Origin of the sequence: Nocardia sp. NPDC058666 (assembly GCF_042714895.1) — a bacterium.
GTDB lineage: Bacteria > Actinomycetota > Actinomycetes > Mycobacteriales > Mycobacteriaceae > Nocardia.
The window spans coordinates 496,556-516,089 of record NZ_JBHXRY010000002.1; the positions used below are offsets into that span (position 1 = coordinate 496,556).

The window sequence follows — 19,534 nt, forward strand, 5'->3', positions numbered from 1 at the left end:
CGGAGTACTGAGGCCGCATGGTCTTCAACCGGAAGAAGAAGGTCGTGCCGTTCCGTTCGGCGGGCGAGCTCGATGCCATGCAGGCAGCGGGCGCGATCGTCGGCGCGACGCTGGTGGCCGTTCGCGCGGCCGCCAAGCCCGGCGTTTCGACGCTGGAACTGGACGCGGTCGCCGAGGCGACGATCCGGGACGCGGGCGCTGTCCCGTCGTTCAAGGGTTACCACGGCTTCCCCGGTTCGATCTGCTCCTCGGTCAACGATCGGGTGGTGCACGGGATCCCCTCGGCTTCGGAGATTCTCACCGAGGGTGATCTCGTGTCCATCGATTGCGGTGCCATCCTCGACGGTTGGCACGGCGACTCGGCCTGGACGTTCGGCGTGGGCAACATCATCGAGGCCGATCGGCTGCTCAGCGAGGCCACCAAGCTGTCGATGGAAGCCGGGATCGCGGCCATGCTGCCCGACAACCGGCTCACCGACGTCTCGCACGCCATCGAGTTGGGCACCCGCGCGGCCGAGCAGTTGCACGGTCGCAAGTACGGCATCGTCGACGGTTACGGTGGCCACGCCATCGGCCGCGAGATGCATATGGATCCGTTCCTGCCCAACGAAGGTGCGCCCGGCAAGGGCCCGCGCCTGGTGGTCGGGTCGGTGCTGGCGATCGAGCCGATGCTCACGCTGGGCACCGTCGACACCAAGACCCTCGAGGACGACTGGACCGTGGTGACCACCGACGGTTCGCGCGCGGCCCACTGGGAGCACAGCGTCGCGGTGACCGAGGACGGCCCGCGCATTCTCACGCTGCGCCCGGAATAGTTCGACTTTCTCGCGAGGTGGGCCTGCCAATCCGGGGTGTTGTCGGTGGTGTCCTGTATCTCTGAGTAATGAGATCTCGCATCGCGTTGATCGTCTGCGCTGCCACGGCGCTGCTGGCCGCCTGTGCCGAGCCGCCGTCGGACGCGCGCTATACCGGATCGGGTAACACCTACGGCACGGCCAACGCCGGTTTCGAGACCTGCATGGTCACCGATGCCGGCGGTGTCGACGACAAGTCGTTCAACGAATCCGGCTGGAACGGGGTCAAGGCCGCGATCGACGCCAATCCTGGCGTCTACGGTTCCTACCGTCAGTCCAACAGTTCTGCCGACTACGAACCCAACCTGCGGGCTTCAGCTGATGACGATTGCGATCTGGTGATCGGCGTCGGTGGGTTGATGGCGGAGTCGGTGGCGCAGGTGGCCAGCGAGTATCCCGATCAGCGGTTCGCGATCGTTGACTCACATGTCGACATGGGCAATGTGTACTCGATGGAGTTCAACGCGGCTCAATCCTCTTATCTCGCAGGGTATTTGGCGGCAGGCATGTCCAAGGCCGGCCGGGTGGCGACCTGGGGTGGCATGCAGATTCCCGCCGTGACGATCTTCATGGACGGGTTCGCGGCCGGGGTGGCCGGATACAACAAGGTGCACGGGACTGATGTCGCGGTGCTGGGCTGGGATGTCGCGGGTCAGAACGGGTCGTTCACCGGCAACTTCGACGATACGAGCGCGGGTCGCTCGCTTACCGAGAACTTCATCGCGCAGGGTGCCGATGTGATCCATCCGGTGGCGGGGCCGGTCGGGATGGGTGGGGCGTCGGCGGTGCAGGACGCGTCGGGGGTGAGCATGATCTGGGTGGATTCCGATGGGTACGAGGCGGTTCCGGAGTACAAGGACATTATGTTGTCCTCTTCGATGAAGGACATCTCCGCCGCTGTTCGGGTGGCCATCGACAATGCCTTCGCGGGGGGCGTCAAAGACGGTCGGTATGTGGGCACGTTGAGCAATAACGGGGTCGGACTCGCGCCGTTCCACGACTTCGACGCGAAGGTGCCCGAGTCGCTGAAACAGGAGCTAACCGATATTCGCCGCGACATCGTCGACGGCAAGATCGTGATCAATTCCCCTGCCGCGCCGAAGCTTTGAGGAGACTGCTATGCGACTCGAAGTTGTCGGGCTGACCAAGGCGTTCGGAACTTTTCTCGCCGACGACAATGTCGACCTGGTCGTGGAACCGGGGCAGGTGCACGCGATTCTCGGCGAGAACGGTGCCGGTAAATCGACGTTGATGAACATGCTCTACGGCATTCTCGAACCGACCAGCGGGCAGATCCTGATCGACGGTGTGCCGGTGCGATTGCGGTCGCCCAGTGACGCCATCGCGGCGGGAATCGGGATGGTGCACCAGCACTTCAAGCTGGTCGGGCCGTTCAGTGTCGCCGACAATGTGCAGTTGGGGCGCGAGCATGTGAGGCGTGGGAGTCTGGATCGGGCGACCGCGCGGCAGTCCGTGCGCGAGGTGTCCGAACGGTACGGGTTGGCGCTGGATCCGGATGCGATCTGTGCGGATCTGCCGGTGGGTGTGCAGCAGCGGGTGGAGATCGTGAAGGCGCTGTCGGGCAAGACCGACCTGCTGATTCTCGACGAACCCACTGCGGTGCTCACCCCGCCCGAGGTCGCCGAGTTGCTCGAGATCATCCGCAATCTCACCAGTGCGGGGATGTCGGTGATCTTCATCAGTCACAAGCTCAAAGAGGTCAAGGCGATCGCGGACACGATCACGGTGTTGCGGCGCGGCAAGGTGGTGGCGCAGGCGTCGCCGTCCGATTCCGAGGCGGAGCTGGCGGCGGCGATGGTCGGCCGGTCGGTGGTGCTGACTGTGGACCGGCCGCCCGCGCAGCCGGGGGAGGTGGCGCTGGACGTCAAGGATTTGACGGTGCTCGGTGAGCGCGGGACGGCGATGCTGGATGGGCTGAATCTGCAGGTGCGGTCGGGTGAGATCGTCGGGTTGGCCGGGGTCGAGGGGAACGGGCAGACCGAGCTGGCCAGGGCGGTGCTGGGAACCGTTGCACCCGACAGTGGTTCGGTGGAGATGGGCGGGGTGCCGGTGACCGGGTGGGATCCGTATCGGCGGATCGTCGCCGGGCTGGGGTACATCCCGGAGGATCGGGGACTCGACGGGCTGGCGGGCGATTTCACCGTCGCCGAGAATCTCGTGCTCAACCAGTATCGCGACAAGCCGCTGTCGAACAGGGGAGTGGTCGACAGCGCGGCGGTGCGAACACTGGCCGAGAAGGCCATCGCCGATTTCGATATTCGGACAAGGGGGCCGGGGGAGGTGGTGTCGGCGCTGTCGGGCGGTAATCAGCAGAAAGTGGTGATCGCACGCGAATTCTCCAGGCCCCGTTCGGTTCTGGTGGCCGCGCAGCCCACCCGTGGCGTGGATGTCGGCGCCATCGAGTTCATTCACCGTCGTCTGGTCGCCGAACGTGATTCCGGGACCGCGGTCTTGCTCATCTCCGCGGAGCTGGACGAGATCCTGGCCCTGTCCGACCGCATCGCGGTGATCCACAACGGGCAGATCGTCGGCGAGGTCGACCCGGATACGCCGCGCGAGATCATCGGCCAGCTCATGGCAGGCCACCGTCCCACAGACCCCGCGAGCTGAGGACATCCATGCCGAGTACGACGATCGAGCCGGACATCGACTCTTCCGGCGAACGCAAACCCAAACGGGACATCGGCCGCACCTTCCTCGGGTACGTGACCGAGGCCAACAGTGTGATGGTGACGGTCTATTCGTTGCTGCTGGCCTTCGCGATCGGCGCGCTGCTGATCATCTTCTCCGACGCGTCGGTGCGTGGGGCCTGGGGTTACTTCTTCCGCAAGCCGTCGGACGCGCTGAGTTTCTCGTGGCAGGCGGTGAGCACCGGGTATCGCGACATGTTCGAAGGCGCGATCATCGACATCGGCCGACTGCAACAGTATTTCGACGGTGAGGCCACGCTGGCGCAGGTGTTGCGGCCGATCTCGGAGACGCTCACCTATGCCACGCCGTTGATCTTCACCGGTCTTGCGGTCGGGTTGGCGTTTCAGGCCGGGTTGTTCAATATCGGTGGGCACGGGCAGTTCATTCTCGGGATGCTCGGCGGGGTGATCGTAGGGTTCTCCCTCGACCTGCCGCCGCTGTTGCACGTGCCGTTGGCCTTGCTCGCCGGTGCGTTGGCCGGTGGTCTGCTCGGCGCGGTTCCGGGTTACCTGAAGGCGAAAACCGGTGCGCACGAAGTTATTTCGTCGATCATGCTCAACAACATCGCCACGTTCTTCTTGATCTGGGCGTTGGGGACCACGTTCATTCACTCCACGACCTCGCAGGAATTGGTTTCCAAGCAGGTGGACGTGTCGGGTCGGTTGCCTCGGCTGCTGGGCTGGGCGGGGTCGGGGTTGCGGGTCAGCGTCGGGTTGCTGATCGCGTTGGCGCTGGCGGCGGGAATCTGGTGGTTGCTGCGCAAATCGACATTCGGGTACCGGTTGCGGGCAGTCGGTGCGAACAACAACGCGGCCGAAACCGCCGGCATCGACATCGGGCGGACCTTCGTCACCACGATGGGGGTGTCCGGCGCGCTGGCCGGGTTGGGTGGGGCGGCGCTGGTGATGGGGCTGAATCCGTACACGGTGAATCCGGGCACGGTCGCGGAGTTCGGGTTCGACGGGATCACCGTCGCGCTGCTCGGGCGGGCATCGCCGGGTGGGGTTGTCGCGGCGGCGTTGCTGTTCGGTGCGTTGAAGTCGGGCACCTTGCACATGCAGCCCGCCATTCCGGTCGAGATGTCCACGCTGTTGCAGGCGGTGATCGTGCTGTTCGTGGCCGCGCCCGCCCTGGTGAAAACCCTGCTGCACCTGCGCACACCGCGCGGTGGGCTCAACGCTTTGGAAGCGAGGGGCTGGTGAGTACTTCGACGCCGGTCGTCGTGCCCGAGGATGTGCGCCACAGTGCGGCCGGGGCTGTGCTCGCGGTGCTCGGGTCGGGGTTGGTGATTTTCGGGCTGCTGTTCATCGGGGACCGCACGACTACGTTTCGGCTGGATCAGACGTCTGCCAGCAGCTGGACTCTGCCTACGCTGGCGATCGTTGTGACTCTCGGGGTGCTCACGGCGTTGATCGGGGGTGTGCTGCTGGCTCGGGCATTGTCGTCGCGGGTGCACGCGGTGCTGGTGGGGGTCGCGGTGGTGGCGTTGGTGATCGCGGCGCTGTCGTGGGTGGTGACGCCCGGGGTGGGGTTCCCGGTGGAGTTCGTGTTGGCGTCGACGCTGTTCCTGGCGTTGCCGTTCATCTTCGGTGCGTTGTCCGGGGTGGTGTGTGAGCGTTCGGGCGTGATCAACCTGGGCATCGAAGGGCAGTTCCTGGCGGGTGCTTTCACTGCTGTGCTGTTCTCGTCGATCACCGACAATCCCTATGTCGGCATCCTGGCCGCGGTGATCAGCGGGATGGTGTCGACGTTGCTGCTCGCGTGGTTGGCCACTCGGTTCGCGGTGAACCAGCTGGTCACCGGCGTGATCCTGAACCTGCTCGCGCTCGGACTCACCGGGTTCCTGTTCGAACGGCTCATGCGCATGGACCATTCGCTGAATCGGCCCAGCACGGTGCCGCGCATCGGCGAATTCCTGCACGACATCGGACTCGGCTTCCTGACCGACATCCCCCTGCTCGGCCCGATCCTGTTCGACCAGATCCTGTTCGTCTACGTGGCGCTGGCCTGCGTGTTCGGCCTGTCCTACCTGCTGTTCCACACCCGCTGGGGCCTGCGCACCCGCGCCATCGGCGAACACCCCGCCGCCGCCGACGCCGCGGGCATCGACGTGAACCGCCTGCGCTTCTGGAACGTCACCTTCGCAGGCTCCCTGTCCGGCTTCGGCGGCGCCTTCTTCACCATCGCCAACAACGTCGCCTTCAGCAAGAACATGACCGCGGCGCTTGGCTTCGTCGCCCTCGCGGTCATGATCGTGGGCCGCTGGAAGCCGGTGGGCGCACTGTTGGCCGCACTGCTGTTCGGCTTCTCCAGCGCACTGGAACGCTTCCTCAACACGATGCCCGGCAACCCGATCCCCACCGAGTTCTTGGGGATGCTGCCGTATGTGGTGACGTTGGTGGTGGTGGCGGGGTTCATCGGGAAGGCGATCGCACCTGCCGCCGACGGGATTCCATACCGTCCGGGGGACAAGTAGGTCAGCCTTCGAGCAGGACTGTGACCGGGCCGTCGTTGGTGAGGTCTATGTGCATGTGGGCACCGAAGGTGCCGGTGGCTACCGTGGCGCCGAGTTCGCGCAGGGTTTCGGCGAAGGTGTTGACCAGGGGTTCGGCGATGGTGCCGGGGGCGGCGGCGTTCCAGGCGGGGCGGCGGCCCTTGTTGGTGTTGGCGTAGAGGGTGAACTGGCTGACCACCAGGATGGGGGCGTTCAGGTCGGCGGCGGAGCGTTCGCCGTCGAGGATGCGCAGGCGGAAAGTCTTGTCGGCCAGGGTTTTCGCGGTGGCTTCGGTGTCGGTGTGGGTGGCGCCGACGAGGGCGAGCAGGCCGTGGGGTGCGCCGGTCGCGACGGGATCGATGCGGCCGACGACCTGATCGTCGACGGTCACCTGGGCGGTGGTCACACGCTGCAGCAGTACTCGCACAGTCACCGATCATGCCGGGCGCGGGAGGCCCACGAAATCCGGGGCCGCCCATTCCGGTTCAGGCGGTGTGAGGGATTCAGAATGAGGATTGTAATCCCTTGTGGTGCACGAATTTACGGCACGTACGCGGTGGGATAGTTTGACACTCATGACCGAAGATCAACAGCAGCAACGCAAGAATCTGTTCCTGATGGGTCTCGCCGCACTGGGGGGTGTCGGCCTGTTCATCCTGATGTTCACGGTGTTCGGCATGGAGCCGAGCAGCGTGACCGGCGCCATCACCACGGGCCTGCTGGTCGCCGCGGCCGGTTGCTTCGGCAGCGCGGCCCGGATCAAGCGGGACGCCCGCCGCAACTCCTGACATGACGAAGGGCGCTGCGACCTGGTGGGAAGCAGCGGGTTCCAAGATTCGGACGCATGGGAAACAGCGGGGATGCGCGGTACTGCAAGATTTTTGGGGCTTTTCGCCGCGGCGATGCTGGTAGCGGTCGGCTGTTCGTCCGAGCCCTCGGGGGATGCCGCGGCGCCTGAACCGGTTGTCGATCTCGCGAAACTGGACGTCGGTCCGTATCCGAGGGTCGCACGGGAGATCACTACGACGCCGTCGTGGGCGTTGGCTCGGTATCTGGAGGGTATGCGGCTGAGTTCGGTGTTGCCGTTGCCGGTGGAGATCGATCCGCAGTTCGTGGTGCCGCAACCCGGCAGCCGGGCGTTTCCGAGGCCGGGGGAGAACCTGGCCAAGACCTTCCGTGACACGTTCGACGAAGACACGAAAGGCCTGGTGGCAGGCTTTTTTACCGGGGCCAGGTCGCACGAGGACCCGAGTATCTCGCAGGAACTGTCCGTCCACGCGATGCTGTTCGAATCGGTCGGTGCGGCGCAGTCGGCCGCCGTCGCGCTCCATCGCCGGGGCCACGGGCCCGATGTCGTGGCGGAGCCGATCAAGTCCACACGCCATCCCGACGCACTCATGCTGTGGCGCGATGACGAGCAGCGTGTCACGGGGTGGATGGCAACGGGTCGATTCGTCGTCAAGGTCACCTCGCGCAGTGAAGAGAATGTGGAACTGAAGATCTCGGATCAGGCCGCCGTGCTCCCGATCGCCGATAAGGCACTGACAGTCACCGCGGAGCGCCTTGCCGCTCATACGCCGACACCCGTGGACCGGTTGCAGTCGATACCCGTCGACCCGGACAAGATGCTCGCGCGCACCCTGCCCATCGGGCGCGAAACCGGTGCCGATCCGGTGTTTCCCGTTGTCCGCGACGGGCATGGGGCGCTACACGGCGCCCTCGACTTCGCCAACACCCGTCGTGGGTACGAGCAGGCCGGGGTCGATCGTGTGTCCGAGGACAAGAGCACGGTGTATCGCACCAGGGACGCGGCCGGCGCACGGCAACTGCTGGTCGAGTCGGGCCACGACAAGTTCTTGCGAACTGTCCAGACTCCCGCCGGATTGGCCGCAGCGACTTGCTACGAGAGTCTCAGACCGAAGACGGTCTCCCGCTACTACTGCACGGTGAGTCATGACCGCTATGCCGCGGTGGTGTCATCGAACCAGATCGCTGATGCGCAGCAGGCGATCTCGGCCCAGTACGCGATCTTGGTGAGCACGCGATGAGAGTCACGCGAAGGCGAACTGCTGGATACGGATTGGGGCTGTTGCTCGCTGTTGCGCTCGCGGTCTCGGCCACCGGCGCGACGGTGCAAGGGCAGGCGGCTGCTGGCGAAATCGATGTCAGGAAACTCGACGTGGGGAAATACCCCGTCCTCCCGCTGGACTTCCGGGAAGACAAGTATTACCACTCGCTGAAGAAGGGGCAGTCGCTGGCTATCGCGCGGCTGGCGGGCAGCGTGGCGTTGGGTACCGATATCGATGCGGGGTTGCGGTACGGCGTGTCCAGAGGTTCGATCGGTTCAAGAGCCGTTGACTCGTCCTCAGCTGGTCTCGGTGGAGTGCTCGCCGATGCCACGCAGGCTGTCGCCGACAAACACGGGATGATGTTCGGGTTCTCGGCGAGAAGCCGGTCCACACCGCAGCGGGAAAATACCTACGCGAGTTCAGCATTGGAAGCAGAACCCGACAGCGGTGACACCACCGCGGTGGGGGTCACTGTGTTGCAGTTCCCCGATCAGCCCCGCGCCCAGGCGGCGGCTGTCGAACTCGAGCAGGCCGACTTCGGCCTTGCGCCAGACCTCAACGCGGCGGTCGCATTGGGCAAATACCCTGCCGCCCAGGGGCATTGGCGTCCTGGCGTGCGATCGATGGTGGCGACGATGGCTCGCGGACAGTATGTTGTGCATGTTTACGCCGTCACGCCACGGCCCGATCTGGCGGCGCTACGGTCGTTGACCGAGCGCACCCTCGACGTTCAACTACCCCTGCTGGACGCGTTGCCTCCGCTGTCGGCACGGGAAATGCTGCGCCAGGACCTGGATCCTGACGGTGTGATCCGTCGAATTCTGGACACGCGAGGCACCTTCACGGGGCCAACGTTCAGCGGGTCGGGCAACATCACCGCAGTGCTGGTTCCGCGGACGTTCCTGCAGATCACCGAAGACCGACAGGAATGGCGGCGCGTGATCGACCTGGGCGGCATCGACCGGATCGGCATGATCAATGACGGTGCACTGTTGCTTCGAGCGCGTGACCGGCCCGCCGCAGTGCAGGTATGGGAAGCACGCAAGGACCTGCCGACGACCACGCCATTGGCCGGTCCGCCTGGCCTGCCGGATACGCACTGTTTCAACAACGCGCAGGAGGACTCGCCCGCGGAACCGTATGTGTCGATGCAGACGAAGTACCTGTGCGTCCTGCATTACGACCGCTACGTCGCCGTGGTCATGAGCAATCAGATCTCCGACGTGCATCAACGGGCCTCGGCCCAATACGCGATGCTGGCCAACAGCGCCTATCTATAAGGGGTTTCGATGACTCTGCGACCAGGCGCCGTGATCGGCGGATATCGGATCGAGCGGGTGCTCGGCACGGGTGGGATGGGTTCGGTCTACCTTGCCGCGCACCCGAGCCTGCCTCGGCACAACGCACTCAAGGTGCTCAACCCGGAGCTGACCCGAGACGTCGAATTCCGGGCGCGGTTTCAGCGCGAGGCCGACCTCGCGTCCAGCCTCGACCACCCCAATATCGTCGCCGTCAACGACCGGGGTGAAGCAGGCGGTTATCTCTGGATCGCGATGCAGTACATCGACGGCACCGACGTCGCGGCAGAACTGGTCAGGGATCCGCGGTCGATGACACCGCCGCGGGCGCTGCGGATCATCAGCGAGGTCGGCAAAGCCCTCGACCACGCGCACCGTCGTGGACTTCTGCACCGCGATGTCAAGCCGGCCAACTTCATGCTCTCGTCCTCCGCACACGACGACGAGCGTGTGCTGCTCACCGATTTCGGGGTGGCGAAGTCGCTGGCCGATACCAGTGAGATCACTGCGGCGGGTGCGATCCTGGCGACGATCGCGTACGCGGCACCAGAGCAGTTGCTCGGCGGTCAACTCGACCATCGCACGGACATCTATGGTCTGGGCTGTGCCCTGTACAAGCTGTTGACCGGGGCGAACCCGTTTCCGGCGATGCAGCCGGCTGCCGTCATGGCCGGGCATCTCTACGAGGCGCCACCCCGGCCGAGCGCTGTCAATCCACGGTTGCCTCAGGCCATCGACGACGTGATCGCCATCGCGATGGCCAAGGACCCCGCTGGTCGGTTCAACAGCTGTCGCGAATTGAGCGAGGCGGCAGATCAGGCTCTGACGGGCGGTGTGCGGCCCACTCCCGTGCCGTCGGCCGGGCGTCCTGCTCGTGTGCAGCGCATCCGACTACCCCGTGTACGTGTGCTGCTGGCCGCGGCGGTTGTCGGTGCGTTGGCTGTCGGCGCAGGTGTGCTGGTGCTTCGGCCCAGCGGCGGCGAACCGGCCTCGGCGGCTGCGAGCACCATGTCTTCCGCGGCCACGGGTCCGATGACCGCAGCACAGGTTCGAGCCGACAATCCGCAGTTCGCGGGCAAGACGATCGGCATCGTCGATGTCAGCGCACGCGAGTCGGTGAGCGGCGGTTCGGGCCAGGAGTTGTCGCATGCGATGTACCTGACGGGAACGCCGCAGTCGGCGCTGCTCGAGTCGATCGGCTTCGCGTACTACAGCGGATTCGTCCGCGTCGGGGACGAGGTGTCACCACGGGTTCTCGATACTATGGCGAAGTACCACGCGCTCGGCAACAACTATGCGGCCGACTACCTGCTGGTGATCCGCAGTGACCCGGACTCGGGAGCGGGGTCACTGCTCGGACTCGATTACAAGATCACCACTGTGCCCGCGAAGGTCATCGTCGTCGACGACCCGAAAGCCGTTGTCGCGCTGCGAAATTACGTGGCTGGTTCGGATCAGGTGGCGCTGGAGTCGCTGGTGCCCATCCTGCGTCGACACATCACCTGACAGCAGCCTGCCGGGCGTGGATCAGTTCTTGCCGAAGAACAGGATGTTGGTGCCGTAGTCGGTGAGGGGGGCGGTTTCGGCGGCTTGGCGGATGCCTGCGCCGGGGAGTTCGGTGACTTTCGCGAACATTTCGGCGTTGCCGAAGGCTGCTCGGACCTGGGTTTCGGAGGCATAGTCGGCGCCGTAGTCGGCCAGGGTCGCGAAATCGAGTGGGGCCAGGGGGGTTTCGAGGGGGGCCTGGCCTGCGGGGCGGCCTAGGGCGGCGTATTGGGTGGCGACGCCGTTGTCGTAGAGGCACAGTTCGTAGGAGATGTTTTCGATGGTGGCTACTGTGAGGACCGGCCACTTCGCTGAAAGGGCGACGGCGAGTGGGTGTTTGCCCAGGGCGCCGATTTCCCAGTTGAGGCTTTTCACCGAAATCCAGCTGCCCGAGGACTTTTCGACGAGTACGACGTCTGCGCCGAGTTCGGTGTCGAGGTTGGTTTTGGGTTCTTTGACGCCCCAGTGCTTGTCGTGCACGCCGGCGAAACGGCCCGCGTCGACCGGCTCGGCGCCGTCGGCCGCGTAGGCGGCGGCGATGGCGGTGCGGACCTGATCGAGTGCGTCCGGTGCTGAGCAGCGGACCGCGATCGCGCCGTAGGTCGCCGAGATTTCCACCGGGCGCGACGGGGGCTCCGGCATCGCCCCTGCGGCAAGGGGCTTCAGGCCGACAAGGGCAAGGCGCCAGTTGATCTCGTCGATGGTGGCCAGGTCGCCGCCCGACTGGTACAGGATCTGCTGTTGGGTCAGTCGGCCCGCGCGCTCGAGGGTCGGGCCGCCCAACTTCACCAACGCCTGGGTGGTCTTGATCGTCAGGTCGAGTTCCTCGACGCGGGTTTCCCGCAACTTCGCGGTACTGGCGGTCGTGGTCACTTCCGCGTACAGCGTGCGGTAACTCGCGATGGCCTGCTTGCGCGAACGGCCGACCATCAGCGTGCGCAGCAACGTGCTCAGGCTGGCCAGGTACTTGCCGGGCTGCTCGTGATCGCGCGCGTACATCGCCGCGCGGATCCGCACCGCGGACTCGGTCGCCGCGACCGCCGCGTCGTGATCCAGACGCATCAGCCAGACACCGCACTTGGACAACCCGTCGGCGCACATCGCCGACACATCCGGGTAGTCCTGCGCGACCTGGCGATACGCCGAACAGGCGCTGCGAATGGTGTTGGTCGCCAACTGTCGATGCCCGACCAGCCGGGTGGCCTGCTCGAACAACTTCAACGCGTCCTGCAGCGCACCGGCGTATTCGTAGGAGACATACCCCTCGACCAGCCAGTGCAGCCGGATCGCCACGGCTTCCTGCGCGGGCTCCAAAGCCTCGGCGGTGCGGTCGCGGCCCGACGGATCGTCGCGGGTGGCGAGCAGGCCCTGGGCGAACTCGGTGAGCGAACCGGCCAGGCGCAGGTAGTCGTCGGGGGTCTGGCTGCGGGTGGCAGCCCGGTCTGCGGCGACGCGCCGTTCGAGGCCGCTCAGGTCGGTCATGAGCAGTTCCATCGCGACGTCAATTCGGCCCCATCATCGTTCGTGCGCCGGCCTTCTGCGGCCGTTGTGCAATCGGTCAAGTCTGTCACAGATCGGTGACGACCGTCGGTCCGTTCCGGATGCCACTCACACTTGCTGGTGCCATGCTCATAACGGAAGGTTGGTGCGCGGCATCATCGACGCAGCGGTACTGCTCCGATCAGTTGCTGTTCGGCGGGAGTAGTGACTTGTCGCACCGTCGTCCGCGTCGCGGGCGTGTACACGGTCACCGACTGTAGGTCATTCGGGTGTTGCACAATCGTCACGTCAGCATCGAATTGATGGTCGTGGGAGATCCTGTCGCGCACCGTGATCACCGTCGCGGAGCCAGGAGGAGTGGTCGTGGGGACACCATCGAACACGATCATGATGGCGGCTGGGTGGGGTGTATTCGCCGACATGGTCTGGTGGCGAGCACTGTTGGTGATCGATGATGCCAATGAAATGGCGTGCGGCGCTGACACATTGGCGATCATGCGTTGCCAAGCTGCCGGGCGCGAGGTGTACACGACTGCGCCTGCGCCGAGCGCGATGGCGCGAAGAATTGTCTGCTGGGCCAGCGGCAGACTGGCGATAATTTCGATACGCCGCGAGCCTGAGCCGATGAGCGGTACAGCTACTCCACTACCGGAGGCGCTGGCACCGATGAGTTGGCCGCACCCCGCAGTGGGGACAGCGACATCGGACAGTGCCGTCGCTGGTCCGCGGTAACCCGCCTCGTAGATGTTGTTGGGGTCGAACGCCAAAGTATCCATGAGCGCCCACATTTGGCGGCGTGGCAGCTTCCGCAGTCCTTCCACCGGCGGGACGTCCCACTCGCCGATGGTGTCGTATCGCACGCGGGCGTCGACCTCGATATTGTCGCGTTCGGCGCCGGTACGGGCATAGGTCTCGCTGACTGGGCGTAGTCGGACCGTCACCGTCGTTGCCAGGCTGTGGACCGCCCAGAGCTTGGCGAGGCCGTCGGAATTGAATAAGTCGTTACCGATTTTATAGGTGGTGAGGTGCACCTTGCCATGCGAGAGCGAGTTCGCGGATTCCTCGAACTCCTCGGCCGGTACCCCGCGGGTCACCTCGCGGAGCGCAGCGGTCATCTCGGAACTGGTGAGGACTGAGGCTGTAATTCCCTGGGCGGCTAGGCGGTTGGTTACCCGTCGGGTAGCGGTGATGGCCGAGCGAAGTACTCCTTCGGGGCCACCACCGCGGTTCTGGACAGCCTTGGCGTTGGCCAGCGGATTCAGCCGTACCAATATCCACACCGTCCGGTGTGCGATGGCAGGTAGTGGGCCGAGGATCTCGTCGTACATATGTCCGAGATGCGCCACACTGGCGGCGTAACCGGATGCCACCGCGTCGGTGCCCGCTGTTCGAGTGCCGGTGCTGATGACATCCACCGAATCCAGTTCGACATCGTATTGTCGTAGGCAGTTAGCGATGTCGATGAGTGGCAGCATCTGGTCGGTGCTCAGCGAGCCACGCCGGAGCAGTGTCAGCGTGTCCGGCGGCGGGTCGATGCGCAGCATGGTGGTGATCAGGGTGCCGTCCCAGCGCACTCCGTAGCTGCCGCCTTCGGGCAGTGGAAGATCGACGATGGCCTCATCATCAACCTGGGGACGGTGGCGGAACTGACGCCACCGGTAGGCCACCCAGCGACCCACGCGCAGGCCCATCGGGGTGCCGCCGATGGGGGTCAGGCCGATGACAGCAGGCACTGCGCCCGCACTCACCGCCGCCCACCAGGGCGCGCCGAAGGCGATCACGACTAGGGAAGTCGCCACGGCAAGTAGGGCGACGGGGATAACCAGTCGCAGCGGCAGGTTCCGCAATAGCCACAGTTCATTCGAGCGGAGTTCGGCGGGTTCCGTGCTCACCCGGCGATGTCTTGGCCGGTCGCCGAGGGGTTCTGGCCGCGCCGGGTCTGAAGCGGGTCGCGATGGCACCGGCTGGTGACGCCCGCCCGGTGGGCGGCCAGACTCCCGGGGTGGGGGGGTACCTGTGCCTGGCCGACGCGCGGGAGCGCTTCGTTCGACGACATCGGCCGGATTGTTCAAAGAGCTGTTCACTGCATTCCCCCGAAATAGACCGTGCGCTGCCGAATTCTGTCCTCGACCACGTCTAGCGATGTACCCAACTCGTCGCGCTCGATCAGGACGTCGCGGATGACAAACCGAGCGAGCTGAGGATCGTCTCCAGCGCCGCCTTCATGTCAGCTGCCTCGATCCGCATCAGCACCGACTCGTCGACTGCACTGAGATCAATGGAGTCATCGTTGGCGAGCCGGAATTCGCGTTCCTCCTCAGCAGCTTCGATCAAGTTGCGGATGAAGCGGCCGTTACCGGCGAGGTCAACGCCACGACGTGGTTGGCCGCTCTGGTCGGTGCTCTCCATGTCGTAAAGCCGCTGGCAGACCTGGATGAGTTGCTGGAGCGCGCCTTCGGACAACTCTGAATCTCGTTTGTCACCGATGACCTTGCCGATTTGGCCAAGTTCCTCAGCGCTATAAGACGGGAACTGGAGACGCTTGGCGAAGCGGGAGGACAGGCCGTCGTTGGCGGCCAGGAAGCGGTCGATCTCCCCGTCGTATCCGGCGATGATGACCACCAGGCGGTCGCGGTCATTCTCCATCCGGGCTAGGAGCGTGTCCACCGCTTCCCGGCCGAAGGCGTCCCCGCCGGACAGCCCGACCTGGATCAGCGTGTAGGCCTCGTCGATGAACAGCACTCCATCCATCGCGGTATCAATGAGCGCCTCGGACTTGATAGCCGTGGAGCCGAGGGCCTGACCGACGAAGTCTACGCGTTTGGCCTCGACGACCTTGTCGGTCTTGAGGATGCCCAGACCGCAGTAGATCTTGGCGACCACGCGAGCAATGGTGGTCTTGCCGGTGCCCGGCGGCCCGGTGAAGGCCAAATGCTGACCGCGAGCCGAACTGGAAAGCCCCTTCTCCGCACGGATTTTGGCTAGCTGAGCACTGGACTGCAGCTTTGCTACTTGATTCTTGACCGACGCCAGGCCGATCTGCTTGTCGAGTTCGGCGCGCGCGTCGGCCAGAATCTGTTTGGCGCGATCCTCGTGTTCGGCCTGCTCCTTCGCCAACACCGCAGAGGCGGAAGGGATCGCCCACTTGTCTGTGCGAGCTTCGATGGCTTCGCGGTTGGTGACGGTGATCCGAAAAGTACGGTCCCGCATGGCAATTGCGTTTGCCTCGAAGTCGGGCACCTGCGAGTACACCTTCTCGAACAGCGCCTGCGCCTGGTCGGGTTTGCCAGCCTCACGCAGGCAGAGGCCGCGGCAGAACATCGCGGCGGTGCGGGCGGCCGGGATCGGGCCAGCCTCGGCCTTCTCCATCCGCTGAATCGCCTCGCCGAACAGGCCCAGTTGCGCGCAGGCGGTGCCGACCATCACATGGGCGCCGGCCGCCATGTAAGGATCGTCCCATTCTGCGGACGCCGCCAGGATGGTCATGACATCGGACCAACGCTGCGTGTTGTAGTGCATCACCGCGCGCACGTAGGCGGTGGCGCGATTGTCGATCTCGAACTCCGGATCGACGGTGCGAGCCTTGCGGTGCGATTCGAGTTCGTCGAGCACCCGTTCGGCTTCGTCGTACTCCTTGGTCGAGATGAGTTGGGCGGCGTAGGCCAGCCAGATCTCGGTGAAATTCGCCAGGGGATAGTCGATGTAGAGACCGGGTTGAAAACGTCCGGCCAGCGTACGCGGCGGTAGACCAAGACGACGCTGTTCGCGGTACAGCGTCGTTGTGCTGGTCTTGTGCAGATTGTGTAGGACGTCCTCGGTGATCTCGCCCGCGACAGCGCGTCCGAGCCACGCGTCGCACATACCGGGATCCCATTCGGTGGCACGCTGGAAGGCTAGTTTTGCGTACTCCAGATCGCGAGTCGACTCCTGTCCGTCGATGCTCAAGCCGAGCGATAGCATGCCGGCGTCGAACGCGCGTTGCGCCTGGCGAGTGTCGATCATGTGGTCAGACCCCGAATTCGTTGAACGAGAGAAGCTTTCATCGTTACCCCCACCAAGCTAGTGCTATCGCACTGACGCCGACTGTCGGATACATTATGTTTGATCGCCCCCTGTGGGCAACTGTAGGACGAAGTAGGAGTTGTTCAGGAGTGACAGCACAGTCGACTGGTGGCGTTCGCGCCGCTGAGCCCGAATTGTGCCGCGTGTCCGTCATCGGGGGGAACACCCAGCTCGACGTCGGCCTACCGGCCAATGTACCGATTGCCGCGTTCATCGGCGACCTGGTGAAGCTAATCGAATCACGTGATCCCGCTACGGCAGGGGAGGAGGACGGGGGGGAGCCGTTCAAGGTCGCGCACTGGACGTTGGCCAGGTTGGGCCGTGACATGATCCCAGCCGCTCAGACGCTCAACGATGCCGAGATCTACGACGGTGAATTGCTGGTGTTGCGCTTGGTCTCCGACAAGGAGTCACCAGCGCTGTTCGACGATGTCATCGACGCCGTATCACGGCTCACCGCTGAGGATTTCCGCAGTTGGTCGGCGACCTCGGCGCGCTGGACCGGACTGATGGTCGGCGTGGTCGCGACGGTCTTCGCGCTGCTACTGGCCGGGATCGCGCGCGGGCACGGTGACGCCTTTATCGCGCCCGCGCTGCTCCTCGGCGGCGCAGGGGCGGCACTGGTAGCCGCCGTAATCGCGGTGCGGAAATACGCGGACGAGTTGACCGCGACAGTTCTCATGGTGTGCCTGCTCTTGCTCACTTTCGCGGGTGCGGGGCTGCTTGTTCCTGGCGAAATCGGTCCTCCGCACGCGTTGTTGGGTGGTTCGGCCGCGTTGCTTGTCGCGATCGTGGGGTACCGACTGGTCGGCGCGGGAGCGGCGGTTGTTTCCGCCGTCGTCACCCTGTTGATCTTCGCGGGATCCGCAGCGGCTGTGCGTTTGATCTGGGACACCGACTTGCCGAAACTCGGTGCTGGCGTGCTGGTTGTCGCGTTGGTCCTGCTCACCGCGGTGCCGCGGCTCGCTGCGTTACTCGCACGCCTGCCCGTCCCTCCAGTGCCTACCGCCGGCGCCGCTATCGACCCGGCCGATCATGAACCGCGGCCGACTATCGAAGGTATCGGCGCGATCGGCGCCACGGTGTTGCCCTCGGCGCATGGGCTCGGACAGCGCGCGCGTGCCGCTAACCACTTCCAGACCGGGATAGTTTTCGGCGCGACCGTCGGCGCGGTTGTCGGAGTCCTCGCCGCTGCTGACCTGTCCGGCTCTGTTCGCTGGCAGGGCATCGCGTTGGCTGTCGTCGTTTCCATCATTCTGTGTCTGCGCGGCCGCTCGTTCGCCGATCTTGCGCAGGCTACCGTCTTGATTGTCGGCGGTTGCGTCACCTTCATGGCGTTGCTGGTACTCGTCGCTCTGGGCGATGATGACCTGCTGCTGCTCTCGGCCGGTCTGCTGCTCGCCTTCGTGGTTGGAGCCGTCGGATTCGGCGTGATCGGGCCACATATCGAGGTGACGCCAGTGACTCGTCGGCGCAACGAACTCTTCGAATACGGCCTGATCGTATCGATTTTGCCGTTGGTGCTGTGGGTTTTGGGGGTCTACTCGATGGCACGGAACTTCAGTCTATGAGCTGGCTGTTCGGAGCCGGGGCGCGAACGTTCTGTGCGGTGACTGTGCTCGGGGCCGCGTTGCTGGGTCCAATCGGATCCGCTGCGGCGCGGCCTGTGCAGAGTGTCAATCCGCCGGTTATCGACCTCGGTGCCTTGGGGGAAGCGCAAGCCATCAGCGGAAATCCGGCCCCCCTGCAGGAGACCGAGATGCACGCCCTCTGCCAAGAACCAACGCTGAAGGGGGACGTGCGCAACGCGCCCTTCGCGCAGAAGGTGCTCGATCTATCGGCTGCCTGGCAGTTCAGTCGTGGCGAGGGCCAGAAGGTTGCGGTCATCGATACCGGGGTCAACCGGCATCCGCGACTGTCCGCGTTGCAGAGTGGCGGCGACTATGTGTCCAACACCGATGGCACAGAAGACTGTGATGGGCACGGCACCATGGTGGCGGGAATCATCGCCGCCCAGCAGAGTAACGACGACGCATTTCATGGCGTCGCGCCGGCGGCCGAGATTCTCAGCATCCGTCAGCTCAGCCTGGCGTATCGGGCTAAAGATAATCGGAGTGGTGCGCAGGAGGGCGCGATCGACTCATCTGGTTACGGCAATCTGCTCACCCTCGCGGGCGCGGTCGTGCGCGCGGTTGACATGGGTGCCACGGTGATCAACATCTCCGAAATCGCCTGCGTCGCTGCGGGAACTGAGACCTCCGACCGGCAACTGGGTGCGGCAGTGCGCTATGCCTATGACCACAACGTGGTCGTGGTCGTCGCTGCTGGCAATGTCGGCGGCGGATGCGAGGATCAAAACGACGGCGTCGGATGGGCCAAAGTGAAAACCGTGGCTACACCGGCGTGGTTCAGTCCTTACGTACTGTCGGTGGCCTCGGTGGACCCTAACGGGGACCCCTCCGAACACAGCTTGAACGGCCCATGGGTTAGCGTCGCGGCCATCGGGCGCGATATTGTCTCGCTCGACAGCAAGACCGGCAAGTCTGGGTTGGTCGACGCGGTCATGGGCAAGAACGGCTGGCAACCCATCGAGGGAACCAGCTTCGCAGCGCCCTATGTGGCGGGGCTCGCCGCGCTGGTGCGGTCCCGATTCCCGGCCTTGACCGCACAGGAAGTCATGGACCGAATCACTCGCACCGCGCATTCGCCTGGTCAGGGACGCGATGATCGCGTCGGGGCTGGTCTCATCGACCCGCTCGCCGCCCTCACCGCGCAACTGCCGGAACAGCCGATCAGCGAAGGTGCCGATCAGTCTCGCGCCTTCCCCGAACCTCATTCCTCCAAGGGCCCCGACTCACTGCCGAGGGCAGTCGCCACCGTCGGATCCATCACTTGTCTCGCCGCGCTTGTCATCGGACTCGCTATTTCGATTCCGTTCCGCCGCGCCAACCGCAATGACGAGTTGCCCGATTTCGATTCGTAACGACCGGAGAAAAACCT

Annotated in this window: 15 protein-coding genes; 11 read left to right on the top strand and 4 right to left on the bottom strand. The window is 64.8% G+C overall.

Annotation, left to right across the window (positions count from 1 at the left end):
- The first annotated feature begins 17 nt into the window (after nucleotides 1-17).
- The 5 genes from map to ACFWVD_RS08825 all read left to right on the top strand — a co-directional run bounded on the left by map (nucleotide 18) and on the right by ACFWVD_RS08825 (nucleotide 6,042).
- Nucleotides 18-815: a type I methionyl aminopeptidase gene (gene map / locus ACFWVD_RS08805; RefSeq protein WP_379241412.1), complete on the top strand. Its 798-nt coding sequence runs from the start codon at nucleotides 18-20 to the stop codon at nucleotides 813-815.
- Nucleotides 816-883: 68 nt separating this feature from the next.
- Nucleotides 884-1,963: a BMP family protein gene (locus ACFWVD_RS08810; protein ID WP_379241413.1), complete on the top strand. Its 1,080-nt coding sequence runs from the start codon at nucleotides 884-886 to the stop codon at nucleotides 1,961-1,963.
- Nucleotides 1,964-1,973: 10 nt separating this feature from the next.
- The gene (locus ACFWVD_RS08815) at nucleotides 1,974-3,485 is read left to right on the top strand and encodes an ABC transporter ATP-binding protein (RefSeq protein ID WP_379241414.1); all 1,512 of its coding nucleotides are present in this window, start codon (nucleotides 1,974-1,976) and stop codon (nucleotides 3,483-3,485) included.
- 8 nt (nucleotides 3,486-3,493) lie between these two features.
- The gene (locus tag ACFWVD_RS08820) at nucleotides 3,494-4,768 is read left to right on the top strand and encodes an ABC transporter permease (RefSeq protein ID WP_379241415.1); all 1,275 of its coding nucleotides are present in this window, start codon (nucleotides 3,494-3,496) and stop codon (nucleotides 4,766-4,768) included.
- Nucleotides 4,765-6,042 carry an ABC transporter permease gene (locus ACFWVD_RS08825; RefSeq protein WP_379241416.1) on the top strand — a complete coding sequence of 426 codons (1,278 nt, stop codon included), beginning with the start codon at nucleotides 4,765-4,767 and terminating at the stop codon, nucleotides 6,040-6,042. The genes ACFWVD_RS08820 and ACFWVD_RS08825 overlap by 4 nt, the downstream gene beginning before the upstream one ends.
- A gap of 1 nt (nucleotide 6,043) precedes the next feature.
- On the opposite strand, the gene dtd is transcribed toward ACFWVD_RS08825, so the two are convergent.
- Nucleotides 6,044-6,487, bottom strand: coding sequence for a D-aminoacyl-tRNA deacylase (dtd, locus tag ACFWVD_RS08830; protein ID WP_379241417.1), 444 nt, complete (start codon nucleotides 6,485-6,487; stop codon nucleotides 6,044-6,046).
- A 148-nt stretch (nucleotides 6,488-6,635) separates the two neighbouring features.
- On the opposite strand from dtd, the gene ACFWVD_RS08835 reads away from it, so the two are divergent.
- The 4 genes from ACFWVD_RS08835 to ACFWVD_RS08850 all read left to right on the top strand — a co-directional run bounded on the left by ACFWVD_RS08835 (nucleotide 6,636) and on the right by ACFWVD_RS08850 (nucleotide 10,933).
- Nucleotides 6,636-6,848: a hypothetical protein gene (locus ACFWVD_RS08835; RefSeq protein WP_379241418.1), complete on the top strand. Its 213-nt coding sequence runs from the start codon at nucleotides 6,636-6,638 to the stop codon at nucleotides 6,846-6,848.
- A gap of 72 nt (nucleotides 6,849-6,920) precedes the next feature.
- Nucleotides 6,921-8,108: a hypothetical protein gene (locus tag ACFWVD_RS08840; RefSeq protein WP_379241419.1), complete on the top strand. Its 1,188-nt coding sequence runs from the start codon at nucleotides 6,921-6,923 to the stop codon at nucleotides 8,106-8,108.
- Nucleotides 8,105-9,409, top strand: coding sequence for a hypothetical protein (locus ACFWVD_RS08845; protein ID WP_379241420.1), 1,305 nt, complete (start codon nucleotides 8,105-8,107; stop codon nucleotides 9,407-9,409). Before ACFWVD_RS08840 ends, ACFWVD_RS08845 begins: the two co-directional genes overlap by 4 nt.
- Nucleotides 9,410-9,418: 9 nt before the next feature.
- Entirely contained in the window at nucleotides 9,419-10,933 is a 1,515-nt protein-coding gene (locus ACFWVD_RS08850) for a serine/threonine-protein kinase (protein WP_379241421.1), read from the top strand.
- 21 nt (nucleotides 10,934-10,954) lie between these two features.
- Here ACFWVD_RS08850 and ACFWVD_RS08855 read toward each other — a convergent pair whose 3' ends face one another.
- From ACFWVD_RS08855 to eccA, 3 genes are all read right to left on the bottom strand, one after another.
- Nucleotides 10,955-12,454, bottom strand: coding sequence for a hypothetical protein (locus tag ACFWVD_RS08855; RefSeq protein ID WP_379241422.1), 1,500 nt, complete (start codon nucleotides 12,452-12,454; stop codon nucleotides 10,955-10,957).
- A 173-nt stretch (nucleotides 12,455-12,627) separates the two neighbouring features.
- Nucleotides 12,628-14,364 (bottom strand): type VII secretion protein EccE, encoded by a 1,737-nt coding sequence (gene eccE / locus ACFWVD_RS08860; RefSeq protein ID WP_379241423.1) that lies wholly within the window; start codon nucleotides 14,362-14,364, stop codon nucleotides 12,628-12,630.
- A 274-nt stretch (nucleotides 14,365-14,638) separates the two neighbouring features.
- Complete coding sequence (gene eccA / locus ACFWVD_RS08865; protein ID WP_379241424.1) at nucleotides 14,639-16,474, bottom strand: type VII secretion AAA-ATPase EccA; 1,836 nt, start codon at nucleotides 16,472-16,474, stop codon at nucleotides 14,639-14,641.
- A gap of 203 nt (nucleotides 16,475-16,677) precedes the next feature.
- On the opposite strand from eccA, the gene eccD reads away from it, so the two are divergent.
- Both eccD and mycP read left to right on the top strand, forming a co-directional pair.
- Nucleotides 16,678-18,105: a type VII secretion integral membrane protein EccD gene (gene eccD, locus ACFWVD_RS08870; protein WP_379241425.1), complete on the top strand. Its 1,428-nt coding sequence runs from the start codon at nucleotides 16,678-16,680 to the stop codon at nucleotides 18,103-18,105.
- Complete coding sequence (gene mycP, locus ACFWVD_RS08875; protein WP_379241426.1) at nucleotides 18,102-19,517, top strand: type VII secretion-associated serine protease mycosin; 1,416 nt, start codon at nucleotides 18,102-18,104, stop codon at nucleotides 19,515-19,517. The genes eccD and mycP overlap by 4 nt, the downstream gene beginning before the upstream one ends.
- The last annotated feature ends 17 nt before the right edge of the window (nucleotides 19,518-19,534 follow it).